Annotated in this window: 28 protein-coding genes and 1 tRNA gene; 13 read left to right on the plus strand and 16 right to left on the minus strand. The window is 63.7% G+C overall.

What is annotated here, in order from left to right:
* Window positions 1-10: 10 nt before the first annotated feature.
* Both OVA00_RS18550 and OVA00_RS18555 read left to right on the plus strand, forming a co-directional pair.
* On the plus strand, window positions 11-817 hold the full coding sequence (locus tag OVA00_RS18550) for a MerR family transcriptional regulator (RefSeq protein ID WP_112976979.1): 807 nt from the start codon (window positions 11-13) through the stop codon (window positions 815-817).
* A gap of 39 nt (window positions 818-856) precedes the next feature.
* The gene (locus tag OVA00_RS18555) at window positions 857-1786 is read left to right on the plus strand and encodes a hypothetical protein (RefSeq protein WP_268089442.1); all 930 of its coding nucleotides are present in this window, start codon (window positions 857-859) and stop codon (window positions 1784-1786) included.
* A gap of 175 nt (window positions 1787-1961) precedes the next feature.
* Here the strand turns inward: OVA00_RS18555 and OVA00_RS18560 are convergent, their stop codons facing one another.
* Genes OVA00_RS18560 through OVA00_RS18570 form a run of 3 tightly spaced genes read right to left on the minus strand, consistent with a single transcriptional unit; the run spans window position 1962 to window position 3409 of the window.
* Window positions 1962-2585 (minus strand): dihydrofolate reductase family protein, encoded by a 624-nt coding sequence (locus tag OVA00_RS18560; RefSeq protein WP_268089443.1) that lies wholly within the window; start codon window positions 2583-2585, stop codon window positions 1962-1964.
* Between the two features lie 12 nt (window positions 2586-2597).
* Entirely contained in the window at window positions 2598-3074 is a 477-nt protein-coding gene (locus OVA00_RS18565) for an SRPBCC family protein (RefSeq protein WP_268089444.1), read from the minus strand.
* 2 nt (window positions 3075-3076) lie between these two features.
* Complete coding sequence (locus OVA00_RS18570) at window positions 3077-3409, minus strand: ArsR/SmtB family transcription factor (protein WP_060519491.1); 333 nt, start codon at window positions 3407-3409, stop codon at window positions 3077-3079.
* An 84-nt stretch (window positions 3410-3493) separates the two neighbouring features.
* Here OVA00_RS18570 and OVA00_RS18575 point away from each other — a divergent pair, with 84 nt between their 5' ends.
* Both OVA00_RS18575 and OVA00_RS18580 read left to right on the plus strand, forming a co-directional pair.
* Complete coding sequence (locus tag OVA00_RS18575; RefSeq protein ID WP_060519489.1) at window positions 3494-3757, plus strand: hypothetical protein; 264 nt, start codon at window positions 3494-3496, stop codon at window positions 3755-3757.
* Between the two features lie 3 nt (window positions 3758-3760).
* Entirely contained in the window at window positions 3761-4159 is a 399-nt protein-coding gene (locus tag OVA00_RS18580) for a DoxX family protein (protein ID WP_060519483.1), read from the plus strand.
* 102 nt (window positions 4160-4261) lie between these two features.
* Here the strand turns inward: OVA00_RS18580 and OVA00_RS18585 are convergent, their stop codons facing one another.
* From OVA00_RS18585 to OVA00_RS18615, 7 genes are all read right to left on the minus strand, one after another.
* The gene (locus OVA00_RS18585; RefSeq protein ID WP_060519481.1) at window positions 4262-4900 is read right to left on the minus strand and encodes a class I SAM-dependent methyltransferase; all 639 of its coding nucleotides are present in this window, start codon (window positions 4898-4900) and stop codon (window positions 4262-4264) included.
* A 183-nt stretch (window positions 4901-5083) separates the two neighbouring features.
* Window positions 5084-5956, minus strand: a complete 873-nt coding sequence (locus tag OVA00_RS18590; RefSeq protein ID WP_060519479.1) for a sigma-70 family RNA polymerase sigma factor — start codon at window positions 5954-5956, stop codon at window positions 5084-5086.
* Window positions 5957-6059: 103 nt separating this feature from the next.
* A complete protein-coding gene (locus OVA00_RS18595; protein ID WP_060519477.1) occupies window positions 6060-6365 on the minus strand; it encodes a putative quinol monooxygenase in 306 nt (101 codons plus the stop codon).
* A gap of 190 nt (window positions 6366-6555) precedes the next feature.
* Window positions 6556-7188, minus strand: coding sequence for an ATP-dependent Clp protease proteolytic subunit (locus tag OVA00_RS18600; protein ID WP_034804815.1), 633 nt, complete (start codon window positions 7186-7188; stop codon window positions 6556-6558).
* A 44-nt stretch (window positions 7189-7232) separates the two neighbouring features.
* Window positions 7233-7589: an SRPBCC family protein gene (locus OVA00_RS18605; protein ID WP_060519474.1), complete on the minus strand. Its 357-nt coding sequence runs from the start codon at window positions 7587-7589 to the stop codon at window positions 7233-7235.
* Entirely contained in the window at window positions 7586-7900 is a 315-nt protein-coding gene (locus OVA00_RS18610) for an ArsR/SmtB family transcription factor (protein ID WP_034804822.1), read from the minus strand. The genes OVA00_RS18605 and OVA00_RS18610 overlap by 4 nt, the downstream gene beginning before the upstream one ends.
* Window positions 7901-8085: 185 nt before the next feature.
* Window positions 8086-8175: transfer RNA gene (locus OVA00_RS18615), tRNA-Ser, on the minus strand.
* Between the two features lie 382 nt (window positions 8176-8557).
* Here OVA00_RS18615 and OVA00_RS18620 point away from each other — a divergent pair.
* From OVA00_RS18620 to OVA00_RS18630, 3 genes are all read left to right on the plus strand, one after another.
* Window positions 8558-8875, plus strand: a complete 318-nt coding sequence (locus OVA00_RS18620) for a hypothetical protein (RefSeq protein WP_113504983.1) — start codon at window positions 8558-8560, stop codon at window positions 8873-8875.
* Between the two features lie 39 nt (window positions 8876-8914).
* Window positions 8915-9568: a peptide-methionine (S)-S-oxide reductase MsrA gene (gene msrA / locus OVA00_RS18625; protein ID WP_113504984.1), complete on the plus strand. Its 654-nt coding sequence runs from the start codon at window positions 8915-8917 to the stop codon at window positions 9566-9568.
* Window positions 9569-9873: 305 nt separating this feature from the next.
* Window positions 9874-10866, plus strand: coding sequence for a BMP family lipoprotein (locus tag OVA00_RS18630; protein ID WP_034804831.1), 993 nt, complete (start codon window positions 9874-9876; stop codon window positions 10864-10866).
* A gap of 83 nt (window positions 10867-10949) precedes the next feature.
* On the opposite strand, the gene OVA00_RS18635 is transcribed toward OVA00_RS18630, so the two are convergent.
* Both OVA00_RS18635 and OVA00_RS18640 read right to left on the minus strand, forming a co-directional pair.
* On the minus strand, window positions 10950-11159 hold the full coding sequence (locus tag OVA00_RS18635) for a SlyX family protein (protein WP_034804834.1): 210 nt from the start codon (window positions 11157-11159) through the stop codon (window positions 10950-10952).
* Window positions 11160-11234: 75 nt separating this feature from the next.
* Window positions 11235-11966, minus strand: coding sequence for a sulfate transporter family protein (locus OVA00_RS18640; RefSeq protein ID WP_268089446.1), 732 nt, complete (start codon window positions 11964-11966; stop codon window positions 11235-11237).
* A gap of 194 nt (window positions 11967-12160) precedes the next feature.
* Between OVA00_RS18640 and OVA00_RS18645 the strand changes: the two genes are divergently transcribed.
* From OVA00_RS18645 to OVA00_RS18655, 3 genes are read left to right on the plus strand one after another with little or no spacing between them, the layout of a single operon-like run.
* A complete protein-coding gene (locus tag OVA00_RS18645; RefSeq protein ID WP_034804840.1) occupies window positions 12161-13522 on the plus strand; it encodes an amidase in 1362 nt (453 codons plus the stop codon).
* A complete protein-coding gene (locus OVA00_RS18650; protein ID WP_060609497.1) occupies window positions 13519-14430 on the plus strand; it encodes an ROK family protein in 912 nt (303 codons plus the stop codon). Before OVA00_RS18645 ends, OVA00_RS18650 begins: the two co-directional genes overlap by 4 nt.
* Window positions 14427-15161 carry a copper homeostasis protein CutC gene (locus tag OVA00_RS18655; protein ID WP_268089447.1) on the plus strand — a complete coding sequence of 245 codons (735 nt, stop codon included), beginning with the start codon at window positions 14427-14429 and terminating at the stop codon, window positions 15159-15161. The genes OVA00_RS18650 and OVA00_RS18655 overlap by 4 nt, the downstream gene beginning before the upstream one ends.
* A gap of 86 nt (window positions 15162-15247) precedes the next feature.
* On the opposite strand, the gene nagA is transcribed toward OVA00_RS18655, so the two are convergent.
* From nagA to OVA00_RS18675, 4 genes are read right to left on the minus strand one after another with little or no spacing between them, the layout of a single operon-like run.
* Complete coding sequence (gene nagA, locus OVA00_RS18660) at window positions 15248-16408, minus strand: N-acetylglucosamine-6-phosphate deacetylase (RefSeq protein ID WP_060609504.1); 1161 nt, start codon at window positions 16406-16408, stop codon at window positions 15248-15250.
* The gene (locus tag OVA00_RS18665; RefSeq protein WP_034804852.1) at window positions 16405-17427 is read right to left on the minus strand and encodes an SIS domain-containing protein; all 1023 of its coding nucleotides are present in this window, start codon (window positions 17425-17427) and stop codon (window positions 16405-16407) included. Before OVA00_RS18665 ends, nagA begins: the two co-directional genes overlap by 4 nt.
* A gap of 33 nt (window positions 17428-17460) precedes the next feature.
* Window positions 17461-18225, minus strand: coding sequence for a GntR family transcriptional regulator (locus OVA00_RS18670; RefSeq protein WP_034804855.1), 765 nt, complete (start codon window positions 18223-18225; stop codon window positions 17461-17463).
* The gene (locus OVA00_RS18675; RefSeq protein ID WP_268089448.1) at window positions 18222-19106 is read right to left on the minus strand and encodes an N-acetylglucosamine kinase; all 885 of its coding nucleotides are present in this window, start codon (window positions 19104-19106) and stop codon (window positions 18222-18224) included. Before OVA00_RS18675 ends, OVA00_RS18670 begins: the two co-directional genes overlap by 4 nt.
* A gap of 198 nt (window positions 19107-19304) precedes the next feature.
* Here OVA00_RS18675 and OVA00_RS18680 point away from each other — a divergent pair, with 198 nt between their 5' ends.
* The 3 genes from OVA00_RS18680 to OVA00_RS18690 all read left to right on the plus strand — a co-directional run bounded on the left by OVA00_RS18680 (window position 19305) and on the right by OVA00_RS18690 (window position 22811).
* Entirely contained in the window at window positions 19305-20201 is an 897-nt protein-coding gene (locus OVA00_RS18680) for an N-acetylmuramic acid 6-phosphate etherase (RefSeq protein ID WP_090296155.1), read from the plus strand.
* A gap of 57 nt (window positions 20202-20258) precedes the next feature.
* Window positions 20259-21518 carry an ABC transporter substrate-binding protein gene (locus tag OVA00_RS18685; protein ID WP_034804866.1) on the plus strand — a complete coding sequence of 420 codons (1260 nt, stop codon included), beginning with the start codon at window positions 20259-20261 and terminating at the stop codon, window positions 21516-21518.
* Between the two features lie 342 nt (window positions 21519-21860).
* Entirely contained in the window at window positions 21861-22811 is a 951-nt protein-coding gene (locus OVA00_RS18690) for a carbohydrate ABC transporter permease (protein WP_034804869.1), read from the plus strand.
* Window positions 22812-22816: the final 5 nt, after the last annotated feature.

The following is a 22816-nucleotide window of genomic DNA, read 5'->3' on the forward strand; positions in this document are numbered from 1 at the left end:
GACTACCTTCATGACCGATTCCTACTTCCTCGCAGGCCGCTTCGGCGCCGCCACACGATTGTCGCCGAAAGCACTCAGGCTTTATGCCGAGCAGGGCCTGCTGGTGCCTGCCCATGTCGATCCCGCGACTGGTTACCGCTATTACGCCGCCACGCAGGCAAGCCGCGCCAGGCTGATTGCCCGGCTGCGGCAGCTGGGGCTGCCGATCGCCCGGATCGCACGGCTGATCGATCTTCAGCCCGACGTTCGCCTCACGGAGCTGCGCGCGTGGCTGGAGGTGCAGAGCAAACGACTCGAGGATCAGCGCGAGCTGGTGGAGGCAATCATCCGGCAATCGAGCGGCGGCGACGATCCGCTGGTCAGGGCCGTTGCCGTGCGCGACGTCGCGCCTTCGAAAATCGTCTATCGCCAGCACCATGTGACGGTGGATGCGCTCGAGGCCTTCACCGAAAGCGCCGAAGCGGAGATCCGCGGCTATCTTGCGCAATCGGGCAAGAGCGACGACGGACCGATGACGCTGCATTTCCACGAGCCGGTCAATCACGACGGCAAGGGTCTCGTCGAGGTGGCGATCGGCTATGACGGCAGCCTCGAACCCACTGGTGATCTGCGCATCCGCCTTCAGCCGGCGGGACGCGAAGCGTTCCTGGCCGTGGCCGAACCGTTCGAAACCTTTCCGGCCGTGCTCCGCGTCTATGACGCGATCGAAGCCTGGTTCGAGCAAAGCGACGATCTCAGCTGCTTCGGCAGCCCTTACGAAATCTATCCCGGCAGCGGCGGTACCCGCTTCGATGTCGCCTACCCCATCGTGCGTTAACCCAATCCCCGCACGCTCCAATCACTCAAGGACCAACCGATGCAGCACTTTTCCTATGTGGGCTCCGGCCCCTATTGCTACGCCAACTCATTTGCAATGATGTTCGGCGAAGCCGCGCCCTCGACCTCGACCATTGAGCTTGCCACCGGCAGCCCCTTCGGCATGCAGATCGTCGGCGGTACCCTGCCGTTCTTCGACCCCTACGGCTGGGATCCGGAGGCCGGGTTCGACGGCGCGCTGAAGGCGCTCGGCTGGACGTCGCAGGTCAGTAGCGGCGGCGAGCCCGAGGACGCGCTTTCCCGCCTGCGCTCGGCGCTGAAGGATGGTCCCGTCTGGGTCGGCCCGGTGGAGATGGGGCATCTGAGGCACCAGCCCGGCATGACGGGACCGATCGAGGCCGATCACTATGTCGTGGTCCTCGCGATCGACGAGACGCGCGTGCTGATGCACGACCCGCAAGGATATCCCTACGCCTCCCTGCCGCTCCACGATTTCATGACGGCCTGGGGCGCCGAGACGCTGAGCTACGGCGACCCCTACACCATGCGATGGGGATTCTCTCGTGTCGCCGACGTGAGCGAGGTCGAGGTAATCCGCGCCTCGGTGCCGGCCGCGATCCACTGGCTCTCGATGACCACGGACCGGCTGGTGCCGACGGGCAGCCTTGGCAATGCCGACGCAGCCGAAGCGCTCGCCGCTCTGATCGAAGACCATTGCGACAAGAACCTGCGGGCGCACCTCGTGCACTTCGCCGTTCGTGTCGGTGCCCGCCGCGCCGGCGATGCGGCGTCCTGCCTGGCGCGGGCAGGCCTTGCCAAATCCGCCGCCATCGCCGGCGAACAGGCACGGCTGATCGGCGCGCTGCAGTATCCGCTGGTCCTGCGCAGGGATGCCGAGGCGGCCGCAAGCCTACGCCTTCTGGCGCCGACCTACGACCGGCTGTTCACCACCCTGCAAGCCGGGGAGTGATCCCAAAAGCCGCGCAACTCCGGACGGAAAACCGCTTCGCACTTTTCCTGGAATTCGCTCGCTTGGCTGGCGCAATTCCGGACGGAAAACCGCTTCGCACTTTTCCTGGAATTCGCTCGCTTGGCTGGCGCAATTCCGGACGGAAAACCGCTTCGCACTTTTCCTGGAATTGCTCTTAGGCAATGAGCTCCGAGAAGCTTTTCGGTCGCGCCGACTTTGCGTCGCGTACCGTCGCGTAGTGGAGCCCAACGACGCCGTTGTCGTAGTGCTCGCTGCCGATCAGCTGCAGCTCGTTCTTGTCGCGAAGCCGGGCGAACCATGGTTCGCCCGGCGATACGACCGGGTAGACGAAGAAGTGGTAGCGATCGACGAGGCCGAGGCCGATCACCGTCTGCGCCAGGCTCGCGCCGCCGGACAGATGGATATCCCGGCCGGGCTCAGCCTTCAGGTCGGTCAGGTAGCGCGAGAGCGCCGCATCATCAGGAACCACCGCCCGCTCGGCATTGTGCCAGCGGCTGATCGCCTGCTCTTCGGTGCGGGAGAACACGATCTTGCGATAGTCGTGCATACGCCCTGCCATCACCCGATTGGTCTCGCCGCCCGCCTCGTCCTTCAGCGCGCCCGGCCAGTAGCCGACCATCTCCTCATAGGTGGTGCGGCCGACCAGAACCGTGTCGTAGCCGGCGTAGAGACGGTCGATCGCCCGGTATTGTTCGTCGACCACCGTCCCCATCCAGGCAAGCGGATCGTCGAGGCGGCCATTCAGTGTCGTCATCATCTGCAGCACGATATTGCGCATGGGATCGTCTCCTCAGTGAGTTTGCTCGACGAACCGGGCCAGTTGCCCGGCAACCGTTCCCCAGCCGTCGTGAAAACCCATCTCCTCGTGCATCTTCCGGTCCGCGCCGCTCCGATGCATTACATGGGCAGCGTATTCGGTGCCGGCTGGATGATCGCTGAGGGTGATGATCGCCGTCATGAAGGCGTTTTCCGCCGGCCGCCAACCGGCAACGAGCGTGTCGGTGAAGACGATGCGCGAGAGTTCGTCGACCGCGAGAAAACAGGCGTCGATATGCGGCACGAATGCGCCGCCGCCTTCGCTGATCCGCGTCACGAAACTGCCGCCGGGCCTGAGATCCATGTCGATCACCTTGCATCTTGCCGGCTCAGGAACCCACCATCGCTCAAGCCGAGTGGGATCGCTCCAGGCGCGCCAGACCGTCGCGCGCGGCGCCTTGATGATGCGCGCCATCGTCAGGTCGAGTTCAGGATCGGGAGAGCGGATCATGGTCATTCCTCCTCGTGTTCAGTGACGAATTTCTCCAGCCGGTCGGCGCGGCCTTCCCAGAGCGCGCGCTGCGCCGAAAGCCAGCTCTCTACCGCGGCGAACTGCGCCTTCTCGATGGCGCAGGTGCGCACCCTGCCCTCCTTGTGCGTGCGGATGAGCCCGCTGCCTTCAAGGTAGTGGATGTGCTTCAAGAAGGACGGCAGGGCCATGTCGAAGGGTCTGGCGAGATCGCTGATGCTCGCCGGACCGCCGCCGAGCCGCGCAAGCACCGCACGGCGGGTGGGATCGGCGAGCGCCTGAAAGATCACGTCCAATCGGTCTGAATACTGTTCCATAAGGCTAAGTATCACGCGTCAATACTTAGCGCAAGAGCTAACTATTCATCGAACGACCGCCCCCAGCGCCACCCAATTTGTCGCATGGCCGTTTTCTTGACCTCAAGCCTGGTTGAGATTCTACAAACCCCGTCGGTTCAATCGGAAATGGGGGCCGACGTGGCATTGGAAAACCAGATAAGGACTGACAATCCCGGGACTGGAACGGCATCTGCGGGCATCGCCGAGCCCGGCGGCGCCGCAGCATCGAGCGCCGCCTGCTGGCTCGCTGGCCTGGTCGCCATCGCACAGACAACGGCGATTGCGAGCGCGCGCAGGGTCGCCTTTCTCACCGCAAGGCAGGGATGATCCATGTCAGGCCCTATCGCAAGCATTCTCGATTCGCGCGCCTTCGGCATTCTCGCCCGCGTGCTGCTGACGCTCGTCTTCTGGTCAAGCGGCCTTGCCAAGCTCTTCGACTTCAACGCCAACGTCGCGATCATGGAAGGCTTCGGCCTGACGCCGGGATGGCTGTTCAATTCGATGACGTTGATCCTGCAGATCGGCGCCTCTCTGCTGATCATCCTCAACCGTTGGGTCTGGCTTGCCGCCGGGGCGCTCGCCGTCTTCACGGTGCTGACGATCCCGATCGCCCATCCTTTCTGGCTGAAGGAAGGCGAAGAGGCCTTCCGCGACATGACCGTCGCGCTGGAGCACGTCTCCGTGATCGGCGGCCTGGCGCTGGTATCGATCCTGTCGCGCAGGCGTTGAACGTCAACAACCGGCGGCTCGGCAGGACCACTCAGCCCTCGCGGCAGCGCGTGTCTGGAACGCATCGAGACCAGGGCAGCGCGGCTGCTCTGGTCTAACACCTCAGCGCTTCCGGGCGACGATGTAGGGGCGGTTGTCGTTGCTCGCCGATGCGTGATTTTCCGCCGACAGAAGCTCGAAGCCGGCGGCGACGATGTGCCGGCCGAGCTCTGCTGCGCTGAAAGTTCCCGCATAGGGCGCCAGTCCGACGGCCCGCATCGCCGGCAACAGCAGGAGCCGGACGAGCGGGTTCATGTCGCCGACGCAGGGCGTCTTGGAGATGAACACTCCCCTGGAGGCAAGCAGGGTATGGATGTTGTCGAGCGTGGCGGGCAGATCGCGCACGAGATGCAGGTAGTTGAAGCCCAGCACCGCATCGAACTGCCCACGTTCGGCCGCAAGCGTTTCGGCCGTCGCGCTGCGAAAGGCGAGGTTCGGAACCAGGTCGACAGCGTACCTCTCCCGGGCAATGGCGATCATCTCGGTCGAAAAATCGGTTGCAAGGTAATCGCGCACATCGCCCGCCAGCCTAAACGCCGTCGTTCCCGTGCCGCAACCGAGTTCGAGCACGCGGTCATCGGGCAGAAGCATGGCGCGGGTGCGGTCGAGCGTGCGTTCATAGGCGGCCGGGTCCGCGATCGTTCCCTTGGCGTATCGCCGCGACGTCCGGTCCCAGAAACGCGCGTCGCTCGCCAAACTCATGCTGCCTCTCCCCAGAACGCAACCAGTCCCCCCGCGATGCTCGGAGCCGGTGCCACACCGGCCAGGGAAACCTGCCGAAACCCAACGGCTGCCGATACCAGCGAAGGTCCAAGAATAGCGCGGAACCGTCAACATTTGACGGAGAACGGACCCTCAATCGGCAAAGAGCCGCTCTCTCGCAGTTCAAGCCAGGCGAACCCAATCAACGGTTTCAAGCACATAGGGGGCGAAGAGAAAATCGCGGATCGCGGCGATCTCGTCCCGACGCCAATCGAGAACGACGAAATGCGCCGGTTTTTCCATGGGGCCGGCACTGTCGAAAACCAGCATGGCCGGCCGCCCTTCGATTGCGCCGAGCGCGAAACGCCACTTTGTCTCCTGCGCATAGCGGGTGAAATAGCGGCTGATGCCCTCGCGACCCTCCAGCTTCAGCCTGTTGACCAGCTCAAGTTTTACATCGTCGGCCAGCATGGCGCGGATGGCATCGAAGTCGCCGCCCTGAAAGAAGCGCACGAAACTTGCCAGTTTGTGCCGGTTCGCGTCGGACATCAGCGGCAGACGCATATCCTCCGGGCGTTCGGTCAGGAGCCTGAGCGCCACCCTGGCGCGCTGCAGCGCCGATTTGGCCGCCGCCGGCGTACACTCGGCGATAGCGGCGATTTCCTCGATCGAATGGCCGAGCACATCCTTCAGGATCACCGCGCAGCGCTGAAGTTCCGGCAGTTGCAGGAAGGTTTGAAAGCCGATCGCGACGATGTCCGCCTCGGGCAGCGGCGCATCTTCCATGTCATCGAGCAGGGGGACGATCTTGTGCCTGGACCGCCGGCGCAGAAAATCCAGACTGGTGTTGTGGGCGATGCGCAGCAGCCAGCCTTCGAGATTGTCCACCACCACGCCATCCGCCCGCGCCTGCACGGCCTTGATCAGCGTGTCCTGCAGCACGTCCTCACCATCCACGGCCGAGCCGGTCATGCGCGCGCAATAGCGGTGCAGCCGCGGCCGGAGATCCCTCAAGCGATCCTCGAAGTCTTCCGTATTCATGATATCGAGTTCCATCGGGATATCTCCAGGGGCCGGTTCGGACGATAGCGTGGACTGAAGAAAATGTCCGCTGCCTGACCGATCGAAACCGGCTCCGGCAACGCACAGCGGTTCGACATCAGCTGTGATCGCTGAGGACCACCTCACCGATGACCGATTCGAGGCTCGCCAGTTCGAGGATCTGTGGGAAATAGGCCTTCATCCTGACATCGGCGCGCATCGCCTCGACGGCCGCGGGCGTCTCCCATTCCGAATAGATGATGACGCTGGTGCCATCCTTGGCAGCAATCAGCCGGCTCGTCCGCCAGCCGCCGAGCGTGCGGATGACGGTGTCGATGTTGCGCTTCAACAGCGCGATCAACTGCTCCTGCTTGCCGGGTTCGACCTTCAGAACGTTGACGAGAGTGACGGGTGCAGTGGTCATGGTGCTTCTCCTTCGTTGCGGATGCACGAAAGACGAAGCGGAGAGGCGAAACGGATCGCGCGGGCGACGATTTTTTAGCGCCAGGCGATTCGGACGTCGGGGATACTCCCTTGGCAGGGGAGCGCCTTCGAGGGGCTCGGCAGCGGACCATCCGTTATCGGCCGGTAGCCCGCCGAACAGTGACAGACCGTCAGAGGGCAAAGCCGCTGGAGGCCGCCGGCTCGCCGTCGTCGCGAACCTTCAGGATGGTGTCGATCAGGCCCCATTCCAATGCTTCTTCTGCGGTCATGAAACGGTCCCGGTCCATAGCGCGTTCGAACTCCTCGTAGGTCCGTCCGCAATGTTCCGCATAGAGGCGCGTCATGCGCTGCTTGGTGCGAAGGATCTCCTCGGCATGGATCTGCATGTCGGACGCCTGGCCCTGAAAACCGCCCGATGGCTGGTGCACGAGGATGCTGGCATTGGGCAAGGCGGCCCGTTGGCCCGGCGTGCCGGCCATCAGCAGAAACGAACCCATCGACCGTGCGGTCCCCATGCACAGTGTATGCACCGGTGCCCGGATGTAGCGCATAGTGTCGTACATGGCGAAACCGCTGGTCACCACGCCGCCCGGCGAATTGATATAGAGATGGATGGGCTTCTTCGGGTTTTCCGCTTCGAGAAGAAGCATCTGGGCGCAGACCAGCGCGGAGACCGTGTCGTTCACCTCACCGTTGAGAAAGATGATTCGCTCGCGCAGCAGGCGGGAGTAGATGTCGAACGACCGCTCTCCACCGTTCGACTGCTCGACGACCATAGGGACGAGTTGCATCGCTTCGCGCATCGGCGAACTCCATTTATCCAGAGATTGAGGGGAAGCTCGCCGGTCTAGGCGGCGAGCATGAGAGTATCGTTGCTGTTCGCGGCCGTCCTGGTCACGCGACCGCCGCGAACATTCGGCAGTTCGTGGACGATCCGCAGCCGGGTGCCGCCCGAACCAATCGGGGCGATCCGGAATGTGACCGTACTTTCGAGAAACGGAGCTTCGGTTTCGCGCAGCCTGTAGCGGACCTCTTCTCCAGGCACGACGACGGCGCCATCGGGGTCGGCCAATGCCTCTTTCGGTAGCCAGTTCTCGCGAAACGCCGGGATGCTGATTGCGCGCCAGACCTTCTGCGGCGCCTCGTCGAGTTCGTATTCCAGTTCAAGGCTGTTATCGTCCGGGGCGCTGATTTCGCGGTTCATTGGTCCATATCCTTCAGCAAGATCTTCAGAGCTTCGATGCGTGCCGGCCAGTAGGCACGGTATTTCGCGAGCCACTGCGCAATTTGGGCCAGCCCGTCCGGGTCGACTTCGTAGTTTACGAACCGACCTTGCCGCTGCTCCTTCACCAACCCGGCACTCCGCAACACGGAAATGTGCTGGGACATGGCCGGCTGGCTTATGTCCATACCTTCCCGCAAAGCGCTGGCATTCATGCTTCCGTCAGCAAGCTTCTCGAAGATGGCGCGGCGCGTGGGGTCAGCCAGGGCTCGGAATATCTCGTTCTCGATCATGCCAAACACATAAGCACGTACTTATCTCAATAACAAGTGTGCTGTTCAGCAGGAGGAGAAAAGAAAGGACGCGACTTTGCGCGCCAAACGACATTGTCACGGCGCCTCAGATCAATACCCGCCAGTAGATGGGACAAGGGTAGCGCTTAATGCGCATTGGCAATGGAAGCAGAACAAGGGGGAAATGGCGGACAGAGAGGGATTCGAACCCTCGATACGCTTTCACGTATACACGCGTTCCAGGCGTGCGCCTTCAACCACTCGGCCACCTGTCCATCCGTCAGCAGCCGATGGTCAATCCGGCTGGATGGGAAGGGCGGGGCCCTTCGGCGTCAGCCGGCTGAGAACCGGCGGACGCGCGTCTATATACCGATGATTTGCCCGGGATCAACTGCTTTCTGACAGATTATTGACATCTTGTGACGCGGGCGGGTTCCCGGTCCCCATTGTGCACTCCGGGCAAGGGGCTTATCTCTTGCGTCAGGGCGTGTCCGATGCGTCCGGCCCGTCTCGGCCACATCCTCCGGCATGCCAGATTGCCGCATATTTTCATTGTCGGGCCTTGTTCGAGGCACGGGCGATCGGAGAAGATGCGGCAGGGCGACGCGCCGAGCCGATGACCGGCGCCAGCCAGCGAATTGAAGGGAATGCCGTCCGATGCGATTTCTATTGAGGCTGGCGAGCGCCGTCGTGTTGTTTGCCGCCGTGCTTGCCGGTGCCGTCGACGCGATCCAGTCGGTCGCAGCATCGGAACTGGTCATGACGTCGCTCGGCGACGACCTGGAAGCGCTTGGCGCCGACACGGCAAGCTGGGTCCAGTTTGCACAACGTTCCGATACCGCACCGACGATCTGGCACGGGATGCTGCATTGGCTGCTGCAACAGCCGGCCTTTGCGGTGCTGGCGCTGATCGCCCTCGTGCTATGGATAGTCGGATACAAGAAGCGGCCGGCGGCCGGACGATTCGCCGCCTGACGCATTGCAGGCGGCCTTCGCATCGAAAGGAGTGTGCTGATGTTCCTGATCGACATGTTCAACAAGAAAACGATCATGCCGGACGCGCAGACGGCGCTGCCGGGCCGTGACGCCGCGATCCCGACGGCCGAGACACATTTCGTTTCCGGCCGGCCGTTGAAAGGCCCCTACCCCGACGACACCAAGAGCATCCTTCTGGGCATGGGCTGCTTCTGGGGCGCCGAACGATTGCTGTGGAACATCCCCGGCGTCTACGTGACGGCGGTCGGCTATGCCGGCGGGCTGACGCCGAACCCGACCTACCAGGAAACGACGACAGGGCTTACCGGCCATGCCGAAGTGGTCCTGGTCGTCTATAATCCGGAAAAGGTGAAGCTCGCGAGCCTGCTCAGGACCTTCTTCGAGGAACACGACCCGACGCAGGGCATGCGCCAGGGCAACGATATCGGCACCACCTACCGCTCGGCGATCTATGCCTACGACGACGAGCAGTTGGCGCACGCCAAGGCCGCGCGCACCACTTTCCAGACGGCGCTGAAGCACGCCAATCACGGCGGCAGGGTGACGACCGAGATCGGCATGGCGGGACCGTTCTATTTCGCCGAGGACTACCACCAGCAATATCTGGCGAAGAACCCCAGCGGCTATTGCGGCCTGCGCGGCACCGGCGTCAGCTGCCCGATCGGCCACTAGACGCATACCCCGCGGGTGGCATCCCGCGCGCGGTCGCGATACCCACAACCCTGAGGCCGCACCGGACCGACCGGGACACCTTGTCGTGATCTCAAAAAATGCAACAGAACCGGTGCCTTACGAGTGCCGGTATCCGTGGCTTCAATTTTTACCATCTGAAAAATTTTGAGTGTTTTTTTGCCGTGACCGTGCAAGGATGCGCCACCCTAGCCCCAAGGAGAAGGGGGTGGGTTCCGCAGACAGGCTTCCGTCAGGGAGCCGGCGGGAGGACCCAATAAGATCAATAGCGACAACAGGGCTGCACGATGAAAAAAACAATTCTCGGTCTTTTTGCCTTTTCGATGATGTCCGCCACGGCACTGGCCGCCGACATCAAGCCGGCGATCATCTACGATCTCGGCGGCAAGTTCGACAAATCCTTCAACGAGGCTGCCTTTAACGGCGCCGAGAAGTTCAAGACGGAATCGGGCGTCGAATACCGCGAGTTCGAAATCGCCAACGATGCCCAGCGCGAACAGGCGCTGCGCCGCTTCGCCAGCGACGGCAACAGCCCGATCGTCATGGCCGGCTTCAACTGGGCGGCTTCGCTCGAGAAGATCGCGCCGGAATATCCGGATATCAAGTTCGCGATCATCGACATGGTCGTCGAGAAGCCGAACGTCAAGTCGGTCGTCTTCAAGGAACAGGAAGGCTCCTACCTCGTCGGCGTTCTCGCCGGTCTCGCTTCCAAGTCGAAGACCGTCAGCTTCGTCGGCGGCATGGACGTTCCGCTGATCCACAAGTTCGCCTGTGGCTACGTTGGCGGCGCCAAGTCGACCGGCGCTGACGTCAAGGTTCTGGAAGCCTACACCGGCACGACGCCGGACGCCTGGAACGACCCGGTCAAGGGCGGCGAAATCGCCAAGTCCCAGATCGACCAGGGCTCGGATGTCGTCTACCACGCAGCCGGCGGCACCGGTGTCGGCGTTCTGCAGGCAGCCGCAGATGCGGGCAAGCTCGGCATCGGCGTCGATAGCAACCAGAACGCCCTGCAGCCGGGCAAGGTCCTGACCTCGATGCTGAAGCGCGTCGACGTCGCCGTCTACGAAGCCTTCACGGCAGCCAAGAACGACAAGTTCGAGTTCGGCATTTCCAACCTCGGCCTCAAGGAAGACGGCGTCGGCTACGCGCTCGACGACAACAACAAGGCGCTGATCACGCCCGAGATGCTCGACGCGGTGGAAAAGGTGAAAGCCGAAATCATTGCCGGCAAGGTCCAGGTCCACGACTACATGAGCGACGAGTCCTGCCCTTACTAAGAGCAGCGCTTGCGTCATGAAAAAGGCCGCCGGTTCATTGGACCGGCGGCCTTTTTTTGCTTGTCCTGACGTGAGCGCGGCGATCAGTAATGCGGCGGCTTCGTGATTGCCGGCGCGTCGAGCGACTGCTCTTCGAGCGTCAGGAACCTTTCGGTCAGCCGGTCGAGCTTGGCGCGCGCCTGCTCGACCACCTTCCATTGCTCGGCAAGCTGATCGGAAAGCTCCTCGATGGTCTTGGCCTGATGGGCCACGGTCTCCTCGAGGCGGGTGATCCGTTCGTCGGTGTTGCTCATTCTTGCAAACTCCATGGGCGCGCGGCGCCGTTTGCCGGCAGATTGGCCACAGCCGGCCTTATGTCAAGCAAGGCCTTATGCCTTCGCCGCCACACGCAGCGAGAACCCGGGATCCCTAGCCGAAAGACGCTTGTGCAGGTGCACCATCAGGCCGGCGGCAAAGAGCGGCGTCAAAAGGTTGACGAAGGGCACAGCCAGGAAGCCCGCGAGCAGCAGACCGGCGAGAAAGACGGTCGAGCGGTGCTTTTCCCGGAAGAGCCGCGCTTCCGTCGGCGCGCGATAGCGCATCGCCGCAAACTCGAAGAATTCGCGGCCGAGCAGATAACCGTTGACCAGGAAGAAGGCGACGAGATTGACGCCCGGAACGAGCAGCAGCACCAGCGCCAGGAGGTTGCCGAGGATCACGACGCCCAGGAACTTCAGTGAGCCGGCAACCGCCTCGCCGAGCGGCAGCGGCCGTCCTGGGGGCTCGTTCGGATAGTCACGCTTCTCGATGACGTCGGCGACGTCGTCGAGGAAGAAGCCGGCGATCAGTGCGGTGACGGGCGCAAGAAGCAGGGCGAGCGCCAGGGCCAGGCCAAGGCTTGCGAAGATGCCGAGCACGAAGGTCAGCCAGCCGGCCCAGACGGGTGTGCCCGGCATCAGCGTGTCGATCCAGGGCAAGGCGAGCCAGATGAACACTTCGCGCACCGCAAACCCCAGGGCGACAAGCGCAAGGATCGTCAGGCCCAGCACCTTCCAGAAGACCGATCGGGTCTCGGGTGCAAACAGATTGGCAAGCGACAGTCGCGCCGCGTCCAGGATCATCATCGCTCTCCAGCATGGGCCAAGGTTCGATGGTGCATGTAGGCAGAGGCGCTACCGGCGACAAGATAGTCCCGGCAGGCACCCGTCTTTATGCAAGATTCATGCGCCTCGTCTAAGGGAAGCATGGAAAACGCCGGGAGCGGCGATATTGTAGACATACGGGATGCCGGCAGCAGCGCTCCGCGGAGGATGACATGACAGAACAAAAGACACTCGCCAGCCTTTCGGTGCTGGTGCAGAGCGGCAAGCTGGATCCGGTGGAGCTCGCCAAGGAAACCTATGCGGCGATCGACGCACACGGCGATTACGCCATCTTTGTCGAGCTGACGCCGGAGCGCGCGACGCGGGATGCGGAGGCTGCCTCGAAGCGTCTGAGGGCCGGTCGGTCGCTCGGTCTGCTCGACGGCCTGCCGGTCGCCTGGAAGGACCTGTTCGACACCGCCGGCAACGTTACGACCGCCGGCTCGGCCGTGCTTCGGACGAACGCGCCGGCAACGAGCGACGCGCCTGTGGTCGCCGCCGTTTCCGCCGCCGGCATGGTCAGTGTCGGTCGCACCAACCTTAGTGAATTCGCCTTCTCCGGACTTGGCCTCAACCCGCACTACGGCACGCCGCGCAACCCCGCGGCCACCGACGTCGAGCGCATTCCCGGCGGCTCGTCGTCGGGCTCGGCGGTCGCGGTTGCGGCCGGACTGGTGCCGGCGGCCATCGGTACCGACACCGGTGGATCTGTCCGCATTCCCGCAGCCTTCACCGGCATCGTCGGCTACAAGGCGACGCGCGGCCGCTATGCGATGAAGGGCATCTTTCCGCTGGCTGAAAGTCTCGATTCGCTCGGGCCACTCTGCCACACGGTACAGGATGCCGTCTGGGTGGACGCCGCCATGCACGGGCTGACGGCGCCGACCGTGCGCCGCGCCGACCTCTCGAGCATCGCGCTGGTGATCCCGGAAACAGTGGTGTTCGACGATGCGGAGCCGGAAGTCGTCGAGGCCTTCGAGGACGCGATCAAGCGGCTCGAGAAGGCGGGCGTTGCCGTCAGCCGCCGCGCTTTTCCATCCTTCTCGGCCGTGTTCGGGCTGATGGCCCGCCACGGCGCCCTGGTGACGGCGGAGGCCTATGCGCTGCACCGCGAGCGTCTGGCCGGGCCGGAGGCCAACGCGATGGATCCACGCGTCGTCGCCCGCACGCGGCTCGGCGAGAAGATCTCCATGCCCGACTACATCGCTCTCCTCGACGCGCGCGACCAGCTGATCCACGAGACGGTCGAAAGTCTGAAGCCGAACGAACTCATCGCCCACCCGACGCTGCCCCATGTCGCCCCCCCGATCGCGCCGCTTCTCGAAGACGACGAACTGTTCTTCAAGATCAACGGCAAGACGCTGCGCAACACCTCGATCGGCAACTTCCTGGATTTCTGCGGCATCTCCATTCCTTGCGGGCTCGGGGCGGCGGAAATGCCGGTCGGCTTCCAGCTTGCGGCCCCGCATCACCAGGACGACCGGCTGCTTTCGGTGGCGCTTTCGGCCGAGGCGATCATCCGGGGTGAGGCATGATCGTCTGTTTCGATATCGGCGGCTCTGCAATCAAAGGCGCGATCGTGCATTCGCGCGACCGGATCTTTCCGCTACCGCGCCGAACCACGCCGCTTACCAATTTCCGCCAGTTCGTGCAGGCGCTCGAATCGGTTCTGGACGAAGCGGGCGGACACCCGGACTGCGTGGCGATCTCGATCACCGGCGTGATCGATCCCGAGACGCGGCGCATCAAATGCGCCAACATTCCCTGCATCGACGGGCTCGAACTGGTTGCTGAACTCGAGGCGGCGCTGCATCTGCCGGTAAAGATCGCCAATGACGCCGACTGTTTTGCGCTGGCCGAGGCCGGAGCGGGTGCAGGGCGCGGTCATCGCATCGTCTTTGGTGCCATCCTCGGCACCGGGGTCGGCGGCGGCCTTGTCATCGACGGCCGGCTGATCAATGCCGATGGCGGATTCGCCGGCGAATGGGGCCATGGCCCGGCGATCGCGTCGGAGGCCGGGGATCCACCAATGGCGATTCCCGCCTACGCCTGCGGCTGCGGCCAGAAGCGCTGCGTCGATACCGTCGGCGGCGCCCGCGGGCTGGAACGGCTGCACCAGACCGCTCACGGCAAGACGCTTTCGAGCCAAGAGATCATCGAGGCCTGGAAGGTTGGCGACGCCGAGGCGAAACGCACGGTCGACCTGCTCGTCGATCTCGTCAGCTCACCGCTGGCGCTCGTCGTCAACATCACGGGTGCGACGATCGTGCCCGTCGGCGGCGGCCTTTCCAATGCCGAGGAACTGCTCGCCGAGATCGACAAGGCGGTGCGTAGCCGGATTCTGCGGCGGTTCGACCGGCCGTTGGTTGTACGCGGCGAATGCCGGATCGAGCCCGGCCTCATCGGCGCGGCGCTGCTCGGGCTTTCAGGAGACAAGGCATGAGCGACATCAAACTCGAAGTCTGCGTCGACGATGCCGACGGGCTTTACGCGGCCATCGAAGGCGGCGCCGACCGGATCGAGCTTTGCGCCGCCCTTTCCGTCGGTGGCCTCACGCCCAATCCCGGCCTTATGGCGCTGGCTGGCCCGCCACGAGTGCCCGTCTACGCGATGATCCGGCCGCGGCCCGGCGACTTCATTTTCTCAACCGCTGACCTCGACGCGATGCGTCGCGATATCGACGCGGTGCGGGATGCCGGTCTGGCCGGCGTCGTGCTCGGCGCCTCGCTTGCCGATGGCCGGCTCGACACATCGATGCTCACCAAGCTCAGCGGCCATGCGGCCGGACTCGGCATGACGCTGCACCGGGCCTTCGACCTCGTCCCGGATTTCGCCGAGGCGATGGAAATCGCAGTCGACCTTGGCTTCGAGCGCATTCTCACCTCAGGCGGGGCCAGGAGCGCGCCGCAGGCGATCGACCGCCTTAGCGAAATCATCGGCCTTGCCAAGGCCAGGCTGTCGATCATGCCGGGATCCGGCGTCACCCTGAAGACGGTCGACGCTCTGCTCGATCACCTCACGGTCAGCGAAGTGCACTCCTCCTGCTCGATTGGTGAGCCGGCTCAGGATCCACGCTTGGTCGATATGGGCTTCGTTTCCGCCGATCGGCGCCGCACCGATCCGGAGACGGTGCGGGCGATGAAGGTGAAGCTTGCGGCCCGCAGCCCGCGCTGATCGGCGCCTTTCCTTCCCTCAAAGGAAAGACCCGGAGAGCGGAGCGCTTTCCGGGTCTTCTTGTCAAATCTTCTCGTAAGCGGCAATCAGGCTGCGTAGACCTGGTCGCCGCCAATCCAGGTGGAGCCCATGCCGAGTTCAGGCGTGAGCAACACGAAATCGGCGTCCGCTCCGGGCTTCAGCCGTCCCTTGTGAGTGGCAAGCCCCATGGCATCGGCCGGATAGGCGGACGCCATGCGAAGGGCTTCCTCGACCGGGAGGCCAAGCTTCTCGTGCACGAAGCGCACCGAAGACAGCATGTCGATGTCGGCGCCGGCAAGCGTGCCGTCGGCAAGCGTCAAGCGGCCACCTTCGCGCAGGATTTCGCGGCCATTGAGCTGGAAGCTCTTCATGTCGGTGCCGATCGGCGACATCGCGTCCGTGACAAGAAAGATCTGGCCCGGCCCCACCTTGGCGCGCAGCGCCACGCCCATCGACGCCGGCTCGACGTGATAGCCGTCGGCAATCAGGCCCGCATGCAGCGTGCCGGTGGCAAGCGCAGCACCGACCACGCCCGGCTCGCGATGGCCGAGACCGCTCATGGCATTGAAGAGGTGAGTGACGGTACGTGCACCCGCCTTGGCGTAGGCGACCGCAGTTTCATAGCCGACATCCGTGTGGCCGAGGCTGACGACGGCACCGGCATCGGCGAGCGCCTTTACCTGCTCCCTGGTGGCGTTTTCCGGCGCCACAGTCACCATCAGGACACCGAGCGCCTTGGCGCAATCGAGCATTTCGGCGAGATCGGCATCGTCCATCGACCGGATCAGTTTCGGATCATGAGCACCCTTGCGCGCGACCGAAAGATGCGGGCCTTCGAGATGCAGCCCGAGGAAACCGGGCACACCGGCCGCCTTTGCCTCAAGGCCGGCCTTGATGGTGGCGCTTCGGATTTCGCGCGTATCGGTGATCAGCGTCGGCAGAAGCGCCGTGGTGCCGAACTTGGCATGGGCCGAGCAGATCTGCCGGATGCCTTCGACGGTCGGCTCCTCGTTCAGAAGCGCACCACCGCCGCCGTTGACCTGCAGGTCGATGAAACCCGGCACCAGCAGCATGCCGTGGGCATCGATCCGTTCGGCGTCGGCGGGAATGTCGGCCGACGCCACGATCGCCTTGACGCGACCAGCTTCGATGACGAGGGCGCAGCCGTCGTGCCATTCGACGCCGTCGAACAGGCGGGCGCCGGTGATTGCCTTCCTCTCGCTCATCTCGTCTCCGTTACCTTCTTGAGGCTTGCCGGCGCATCGGGATTGAGACCGCGCGAACGCGACCAGGCCTCGACGAAACCGTAGAACGGCAGGATCAGCGTCAGCGCGTCGGTGATCGGGTGACCGGTCTCGACGAACGGCAGGCGCTTGGCCTTGACGGCGAGGTTCGAGGTAGCATGAACCACCGCGCCCTTTTCCGCCATACCGTCGGCAATGCCGGCAACCGACGTCTCGGCCGCATCACGTGCGGCAAGCGTGAGCACCGGGAACTTGGCGCCGACGAGCGCCACCGGCCCGTGCAGCACTTCGGCCGCCGAATAGGCTTCCGCATGCATGCCGGAGGTTTCCTTGAACTTCAGCGCCGCTTCGCTGGCGATGGCGAGCGCCGGGCCGCGGCCGAGCACATAGAGCGATTCGGCTTCGCCGAGATCGTCGGCAAAGGCCTGCCAGTCGAGCTTCACGGCCTTGGCAAACTGGTTCGGCAGGTCGGCGACCGCGCGCTGAAGTGCAGCGTCGCCGGTCCATTCGCCGAGCACGGCAAGGCCGGCGACGATCGAATTGACGTATGACTTCGTGGCGGCAACGGCGATTTCCGGACCGGCCAAGATGTCGAGCGGGTTGGTGCAGGCCTCTGAAATCGGCGACGGCAGCGTGTTGGTGAGCGCGATCGAGACCGCGCCGGCATCGGTCGCAGCCTTTGCCATGGCGACGATATCCGGGCTCTTGCCCGACTGCGAAATCGCGATCGCCGCGGCACCGCCGAGCTTCAGCTTGGCACCGTAGATCGAGGCGAGCGACGGGCCGAGCGAAGCGACGGGCACGCCGGCTTGCAGCTCGATCGCATATTTGAGGAACAGCGCCGCATGGTCGGAGGAGCCGCGGGCGATAGTGACGAGGAAGGCCGGATCCTTGGCGCGCAGTGCGGCGCCGGCGGCCTTCAGCTGGTCGGCGGAGCGTTCCAGCAGACGCTGGGCGGCTTCGGGGATCTCGTCGATTTCTCGGCGCATATTGGTCTGCATGGTCAATTCCCTTTCTTGGCGGAGCCGTCGCTTTTAGGATTCCGACAGCGTCAGTTCCGCGACAAAGTCATAGGCATCGCCCCGGTAGAGCGAGCGGGTGAATTCGACGACGCGTCCCGATGCGAGATAGGAGACACGTTCGATGGAAAGGCCGGCCGAACCGACGGCGACGCCGAGCATCGAGGCATCCGGATCCTTGATGTTGCAGGCGGAGATGCGCTGCACGGCGCGAACCGGTCGCGAGCGGGTCTTGTCGAGCGCAGTATAGAGAGACGAGGTGACGGCCTGCGGGTCCGGCAGGAACTCCGCCGAAATGCTGGCGCGCTCGATGGCAAGCGGCATGTCGTCGGCGATGCGCAGGCGCCCGAGCCGGGCAACCAGCGCGTCGGCCGGAAGACCGAGCGCCATCATTTCATCCGGAGAGGGGTGAAACAGGCCGCGCTCCAGCCAGCGGGCGTGGGTGTTCAGGCCGCGGCGCGCCATGTCTTCCGTGAACGAGGTCAGCCGCGAGAGCGACTGCTGCACCTTGGAGACCGGCTTGACGACAAAGGTGCCGGAGCCGTGGCGGCGAACCAGCAGGCCGTCGCGCACGAGATCGTCCACCGCCTTGCGCACGGTGACGCGGCTGATGTTGGCGTAGTCGGCAAGATCACGCTCGGGCGGCAGAGCGTCGCCGTGGTTCAACTTGCCCGACTGGATCGCGTCTTCGAGCGATTGCCGAAGCTTGAGATAGAGCGGCCCCGACCCTCCGGACTGCAGACCCTCGAGCGGCAGAATGGAAGCGAGCTGGTGCGTCATGCGCCTGCCCTCGCCTGGGTGCCGAAACGCTGGGCGGCAACGGCGACCGATCCGGTCAGCGCGTCGGCTTCCGCCTCGACGAGCAGGGCCTGATGCCGATCGGCAAGCCAGGGGCGATAGAGCGGCGCCAATCCGCCGAGAAGGCACAATCTTTCGCAGCCTCTTGCAACGACGACATCAAGCGCCTCGTCCACTGTGAGGGCAGCGGCTTTCAGGATGCGCACGGCAACCGGGTCGCCGGCGGCGGCGCCTTCGAAAACACGCGGCGCATAGCGGCCGAATTCCCCGGGCTTGGCGAGGCGGGCGAAATCGACGACGTCGCGCGCCTCGTTGTTGAATTCGACAAGGACGCTGTCGGTGACCGCCGAGGCTTCATGAATATTGTCGAAGGCAAGCAGGCTTTCCTGCAGAAGCGCATGGCCGATGCGTGCACCGCTGCCATGGTCGCCGATGGTGAAGCCCCAGCCGCCGACATAGCTGACGGTTTCGCCCTGGCGAAGGATATAGATGCTGCCGGTACCGAGAATGGCGACCGCACCGTCACGATTGCCGAGCGCGCCCTGAAGGGCAATCAAGCCATCGGATTCGATATCGGCTGCGGCGAACGGCAGGCGGCGCTTCACATAATGCACGGCGTCGCCGACATTGTGCCCGGCGACACCGACGATCGCCTTGGCAGCGGTTATGCCCTGGGGATCAAGGCCCGCTTCTATAAAGGCGGCGCGTGCGGCCTCACCGATATTGGCAAGCGCGGTTTCCGGGTCTGTCAGGATATTGGCCGCACCCGCTTTGCCGCGCCCGAGAATGCGCCCGTCCGCCGATGCCACGGCAGCCCGGCAGCTCGTTCCGCCGCCATCGATTCCGATCAGGTAATTTGTCATGAGCACCTCCGCCCATTGAGGATACCAAAAAAATACCAATAACCAAGCCTGAATCCGTCTGCAGTTTCGTTTTCGTTGCAATACGTTGAAATTCAAGGGCTAATTTAGCTGTTTAGTTTTTTAAGACGTCAAAACTTAAATTCTGCTGGACAATTGGTATTTTTTTGGCATTAATTTGACCAAGAGGAGATACAACCCATGCCGTCAGCCAAGACCGAAGAGCGCCACGACAACGCCAAGGGCCTGGATCTTATGCATCCGGCGCTGGCGCTCCGCCTGCTTGCGTCCGGCCAGCAGGCGGCCGCCAAGGCCGTCGACGCGGCGATCGAGTCGATTGCGGCTGCCGCATCGCTCGCGGCCGAATCCCTCGCATCCGGCCGGCGTCTCGCCTATGCGGGCGCTGGCAGTTCCGGCCTGATGGCCATGGCCGATGCGCTCGAACTGCCCGGCACCTACGGCATTCCCCAGGACCAGATCGTCGTTCTGCTTGCCGGCGGCACCGCCAGCCTGAGCGACCTTGCGGGCGGCTATGAAGACGACATGGACCTTGCCCGCAACGACGTCCGCAAGGCCGGCATCGGCGCGGGCGACTGCCTTGTTTCCGTTTCCGCCAGCGGCTCCACCCCTTACGCGCTCGCCGCGGCCGACGAGGCCCGCAAGCTGGGCGCCAAGGTGATCGCTGTCGCCAACAATCCTGGTGCGGCGCTGTTCAAGGACGCCGACGTTTCGATCCTTCTGCAGACGCCCCCGGAAGTGGTTTCCGGTTCGACGCGCATGGGCGCCGGTACCGCGCAGAAGATCGCCTTCAACATGTTCTCGACGCTGGTGGGCATTCAACTCGGGCACGTCCTCGACGGCCACATGGTCAACCTGCGCGCCGACAATATCAAGCTGCACGGCCGCGCAATCCGCATCGTTACCGACATTACCGGCATCGGCGCTGGCGAGGCCGGCCGGCTGATCAACATGGCCTCCGGCTCGGTCAAGGTCGCAATCCTTCTCGCCTCTGGCGCGAAGGACGTTGCGGTCGCGGAGGCGGCACTGAAAGAGGCCAGACAGAACCTGCGCCGGGCGATCGATATCGTCACGGCCTGACATAAGCCTGGGATTCAAACCGCGCCAAAACGGCGCAACATAAGAGGGAGAAGCTGAATGACCCGTACGACTATCAAGGGCCTGCTGCTTGCGTCGAGCATTCTCGGCACGGCCGGGCTGGCGCACGCCGAGGACGTGACGCTGACCATCGAAAGCTGGCGAAACGACGACCTGGCGATCTGGCAGGAAAAGCTGATCCCGGCCTTCGAAGCCAAGAACCCGGGCATCAAGGTCAAGTTCGCCCCGATGGCACCGACCGAATACAATGCCGCGCTCAACGCCAAGCTCGACGCCGGCTCCGCAGGCGACCTCGTCACCTGCCGTCCGTTCGACGTCTCGCTCGAACTTTACAACAAGAAGCACCTCGCCGACCTGACGAGCCTGCCGGGCATGGAAAACTTCTCGCCGGTCGCCAAGTCCGCCTGGACCACCGACGACGGCAAGGCCACCTTCTGCGTGCCTATGGCATCGGTCATCCACGGCTTCATCTACAACAAGGACGCCTTCGACCAACTCGGCATCCAGATCCCGACGACGGAAGCGGAATTCTTCGCTGCCCTCGACAAGATCAAGGCCGACGGTAACTACATCCCGATGGCGATGGGCACCAAGGATCTCTGGGAAGCCGCAACCATGGGCTACCAGAACATCGGCCCGAACTACTGGAAGGGTGAGGAAGGCCGCGCCGCGCTGATCAAGGGCGAGCAGAAGCTGACCGACGAGCCGTGGGTCGAGCCCTACCGCGTTCTTGCCAAGTGGAAGGATTATCTCGGCGACGGCTTCGAAGCCCAGACCTACCCGGACAGCCAGAACCTCTTCACGCTCGGCCGCGCCGCGATCTATCCGGCAGGCTCGTGGGAGATCGGCCTGTTCAACACCCAGGCTCAGTTCAAGATGGGCGCCTTCCCGCCGCCGGTCAAAAATGCTGGCGACACCTGCTACATTTCGGACCACAACGACATCGGTATCGGCCTCAATGCCAAGAGCGCACATGCCGAGCAGGCCAAGACCTTCCTGACCTGGGTTGCTTCGCCTGAGTTCGCCGACATCTACGCCAACGCACTGCCGGGCTTCTTCAGCCTCAACTCGACCCCGGTGAAGATGACCGATCCGCTCGCCCAGGAATTCGTCTCCTGGCGCGAAAAGTGCAAGCCGACGATCCGCTCGACCTACCAGATCCTGGCACGCGGCACCCCGAGCCTGGAAAATGAGACCTGGGTCGAATCGGCCAACGTGATCAACGGCACGGATACGCCTGAGGTTGCCGCCGAGAAGCTGCAGAAGGGCCTCGACGCCTGGTACAAGCCGGCGAAGTAAGACGTAAGCGCAACAGGTTCCCTCCCCTTCTTGGGGAGGGTCGGCCCTACAGCGCCGCACGTTCTGGACGTGCATAGAGCACCTTTAGCCGGATGGATTTAAGGATGCCGTAGGGACCGGGCGGGGCGACATGCCGAATGACGGCACTCCCCCAGCCGAAGCGTCACCGGCCTCCCACAGTGGGAGGCCACCGACGCAGTCGTTTGCAAAAGAACGCGATAGACTTAACCTTCGTCATGAGCCCTCGATAAAGGGGCAGACGGCATGCGGCGCGACCGGCCGCGTGGCGCCGGTGCGCATCATGATTGTTTGGGGACCGGTCTTCTAGAAACGGATGGATCCATGAGTGACGCTCTTTCAGTGCAAGAGGGACAGCCGACCGCAAGGCGGCCGAAACGCTGGCACATCCTCGTCTTCCTGCTGCCGGCCTTCCTGGTCTATTCGGCGGTGATGATCCTGCCGTTGATCGAGACGCTCAGGCTTTCGCTGTTCAACACGGTCGACGGCCAGTCGACCTTTGTCGGCCTTGCGAATTTCCAGACGCTGTTTGGCGAAGAGCGCTGGGCGCACGACTTCTGGAATGCGCTGAAGAACAACGTCATCTTCTTCATCATCCACATGTGCGTGCAGAACCCGATCGGTGTTGCGCTCGCCGCCATGTTGTCGATCCCGAAGCTGCGCTTCGTCACCTTTTACCGCACGGCGATCTTCCTGCCGACGCTGCTCTCCTTCGTGATCGTCGGCTTCATCTGGAAGCTGATCCTGTCGCCGATCTGGGGCGTGGCACCCGGCATGCTCGACCTCGTCGGCCTGAAGTCACTGTTTGCCCCCTGGCTCGGCAAGCCGGGCTCGGCGCTCATCACCGTGTCGCTGATCTCGGTCTGGCAATATGTCGGCATCCCGATGATGCTGATCTATGCCGCCCTGCTCAACATTCCGGATGAGGTGATCGAGGCTGCCGAATGCGACGGCGTCACCGGCTGGAGCCAGTTCTGGAAGATCAAGCTGCCGCTGATCCTGCCCGCCATCGGCATCATCTCGATCCTGACCTTCGTCGGCAACTTCAACGCCTTCGACCTGGTCTACACGGTGCAGGGCGCGCTTGCCGGTCCCGACGGCTCGACCGACATTCTCGGTACGCTGCTCTACCGCACCTTCTTCGGTTTCCAGCTGCAGCTCGGCGACCGCTCGATGGGCGCGACGATCGCCACGGTGATGTTCCTCATCATCCTCGCCGGCGTCTCGCTCTACCTCTTCGTCATTCAGCGCCGCATGCGCCGCTACCAGTTCTGAGGAGA

The organism is Ensifer sp. SL37, assembly GCF_026672675.1.
Taxonomy (GTDB): Bacteria; Pseudomonadota; Alphaproteobacteria; order Rhizobiales; family Rhizobiaceae; genus Ensifer; species Ensifer adhaerens.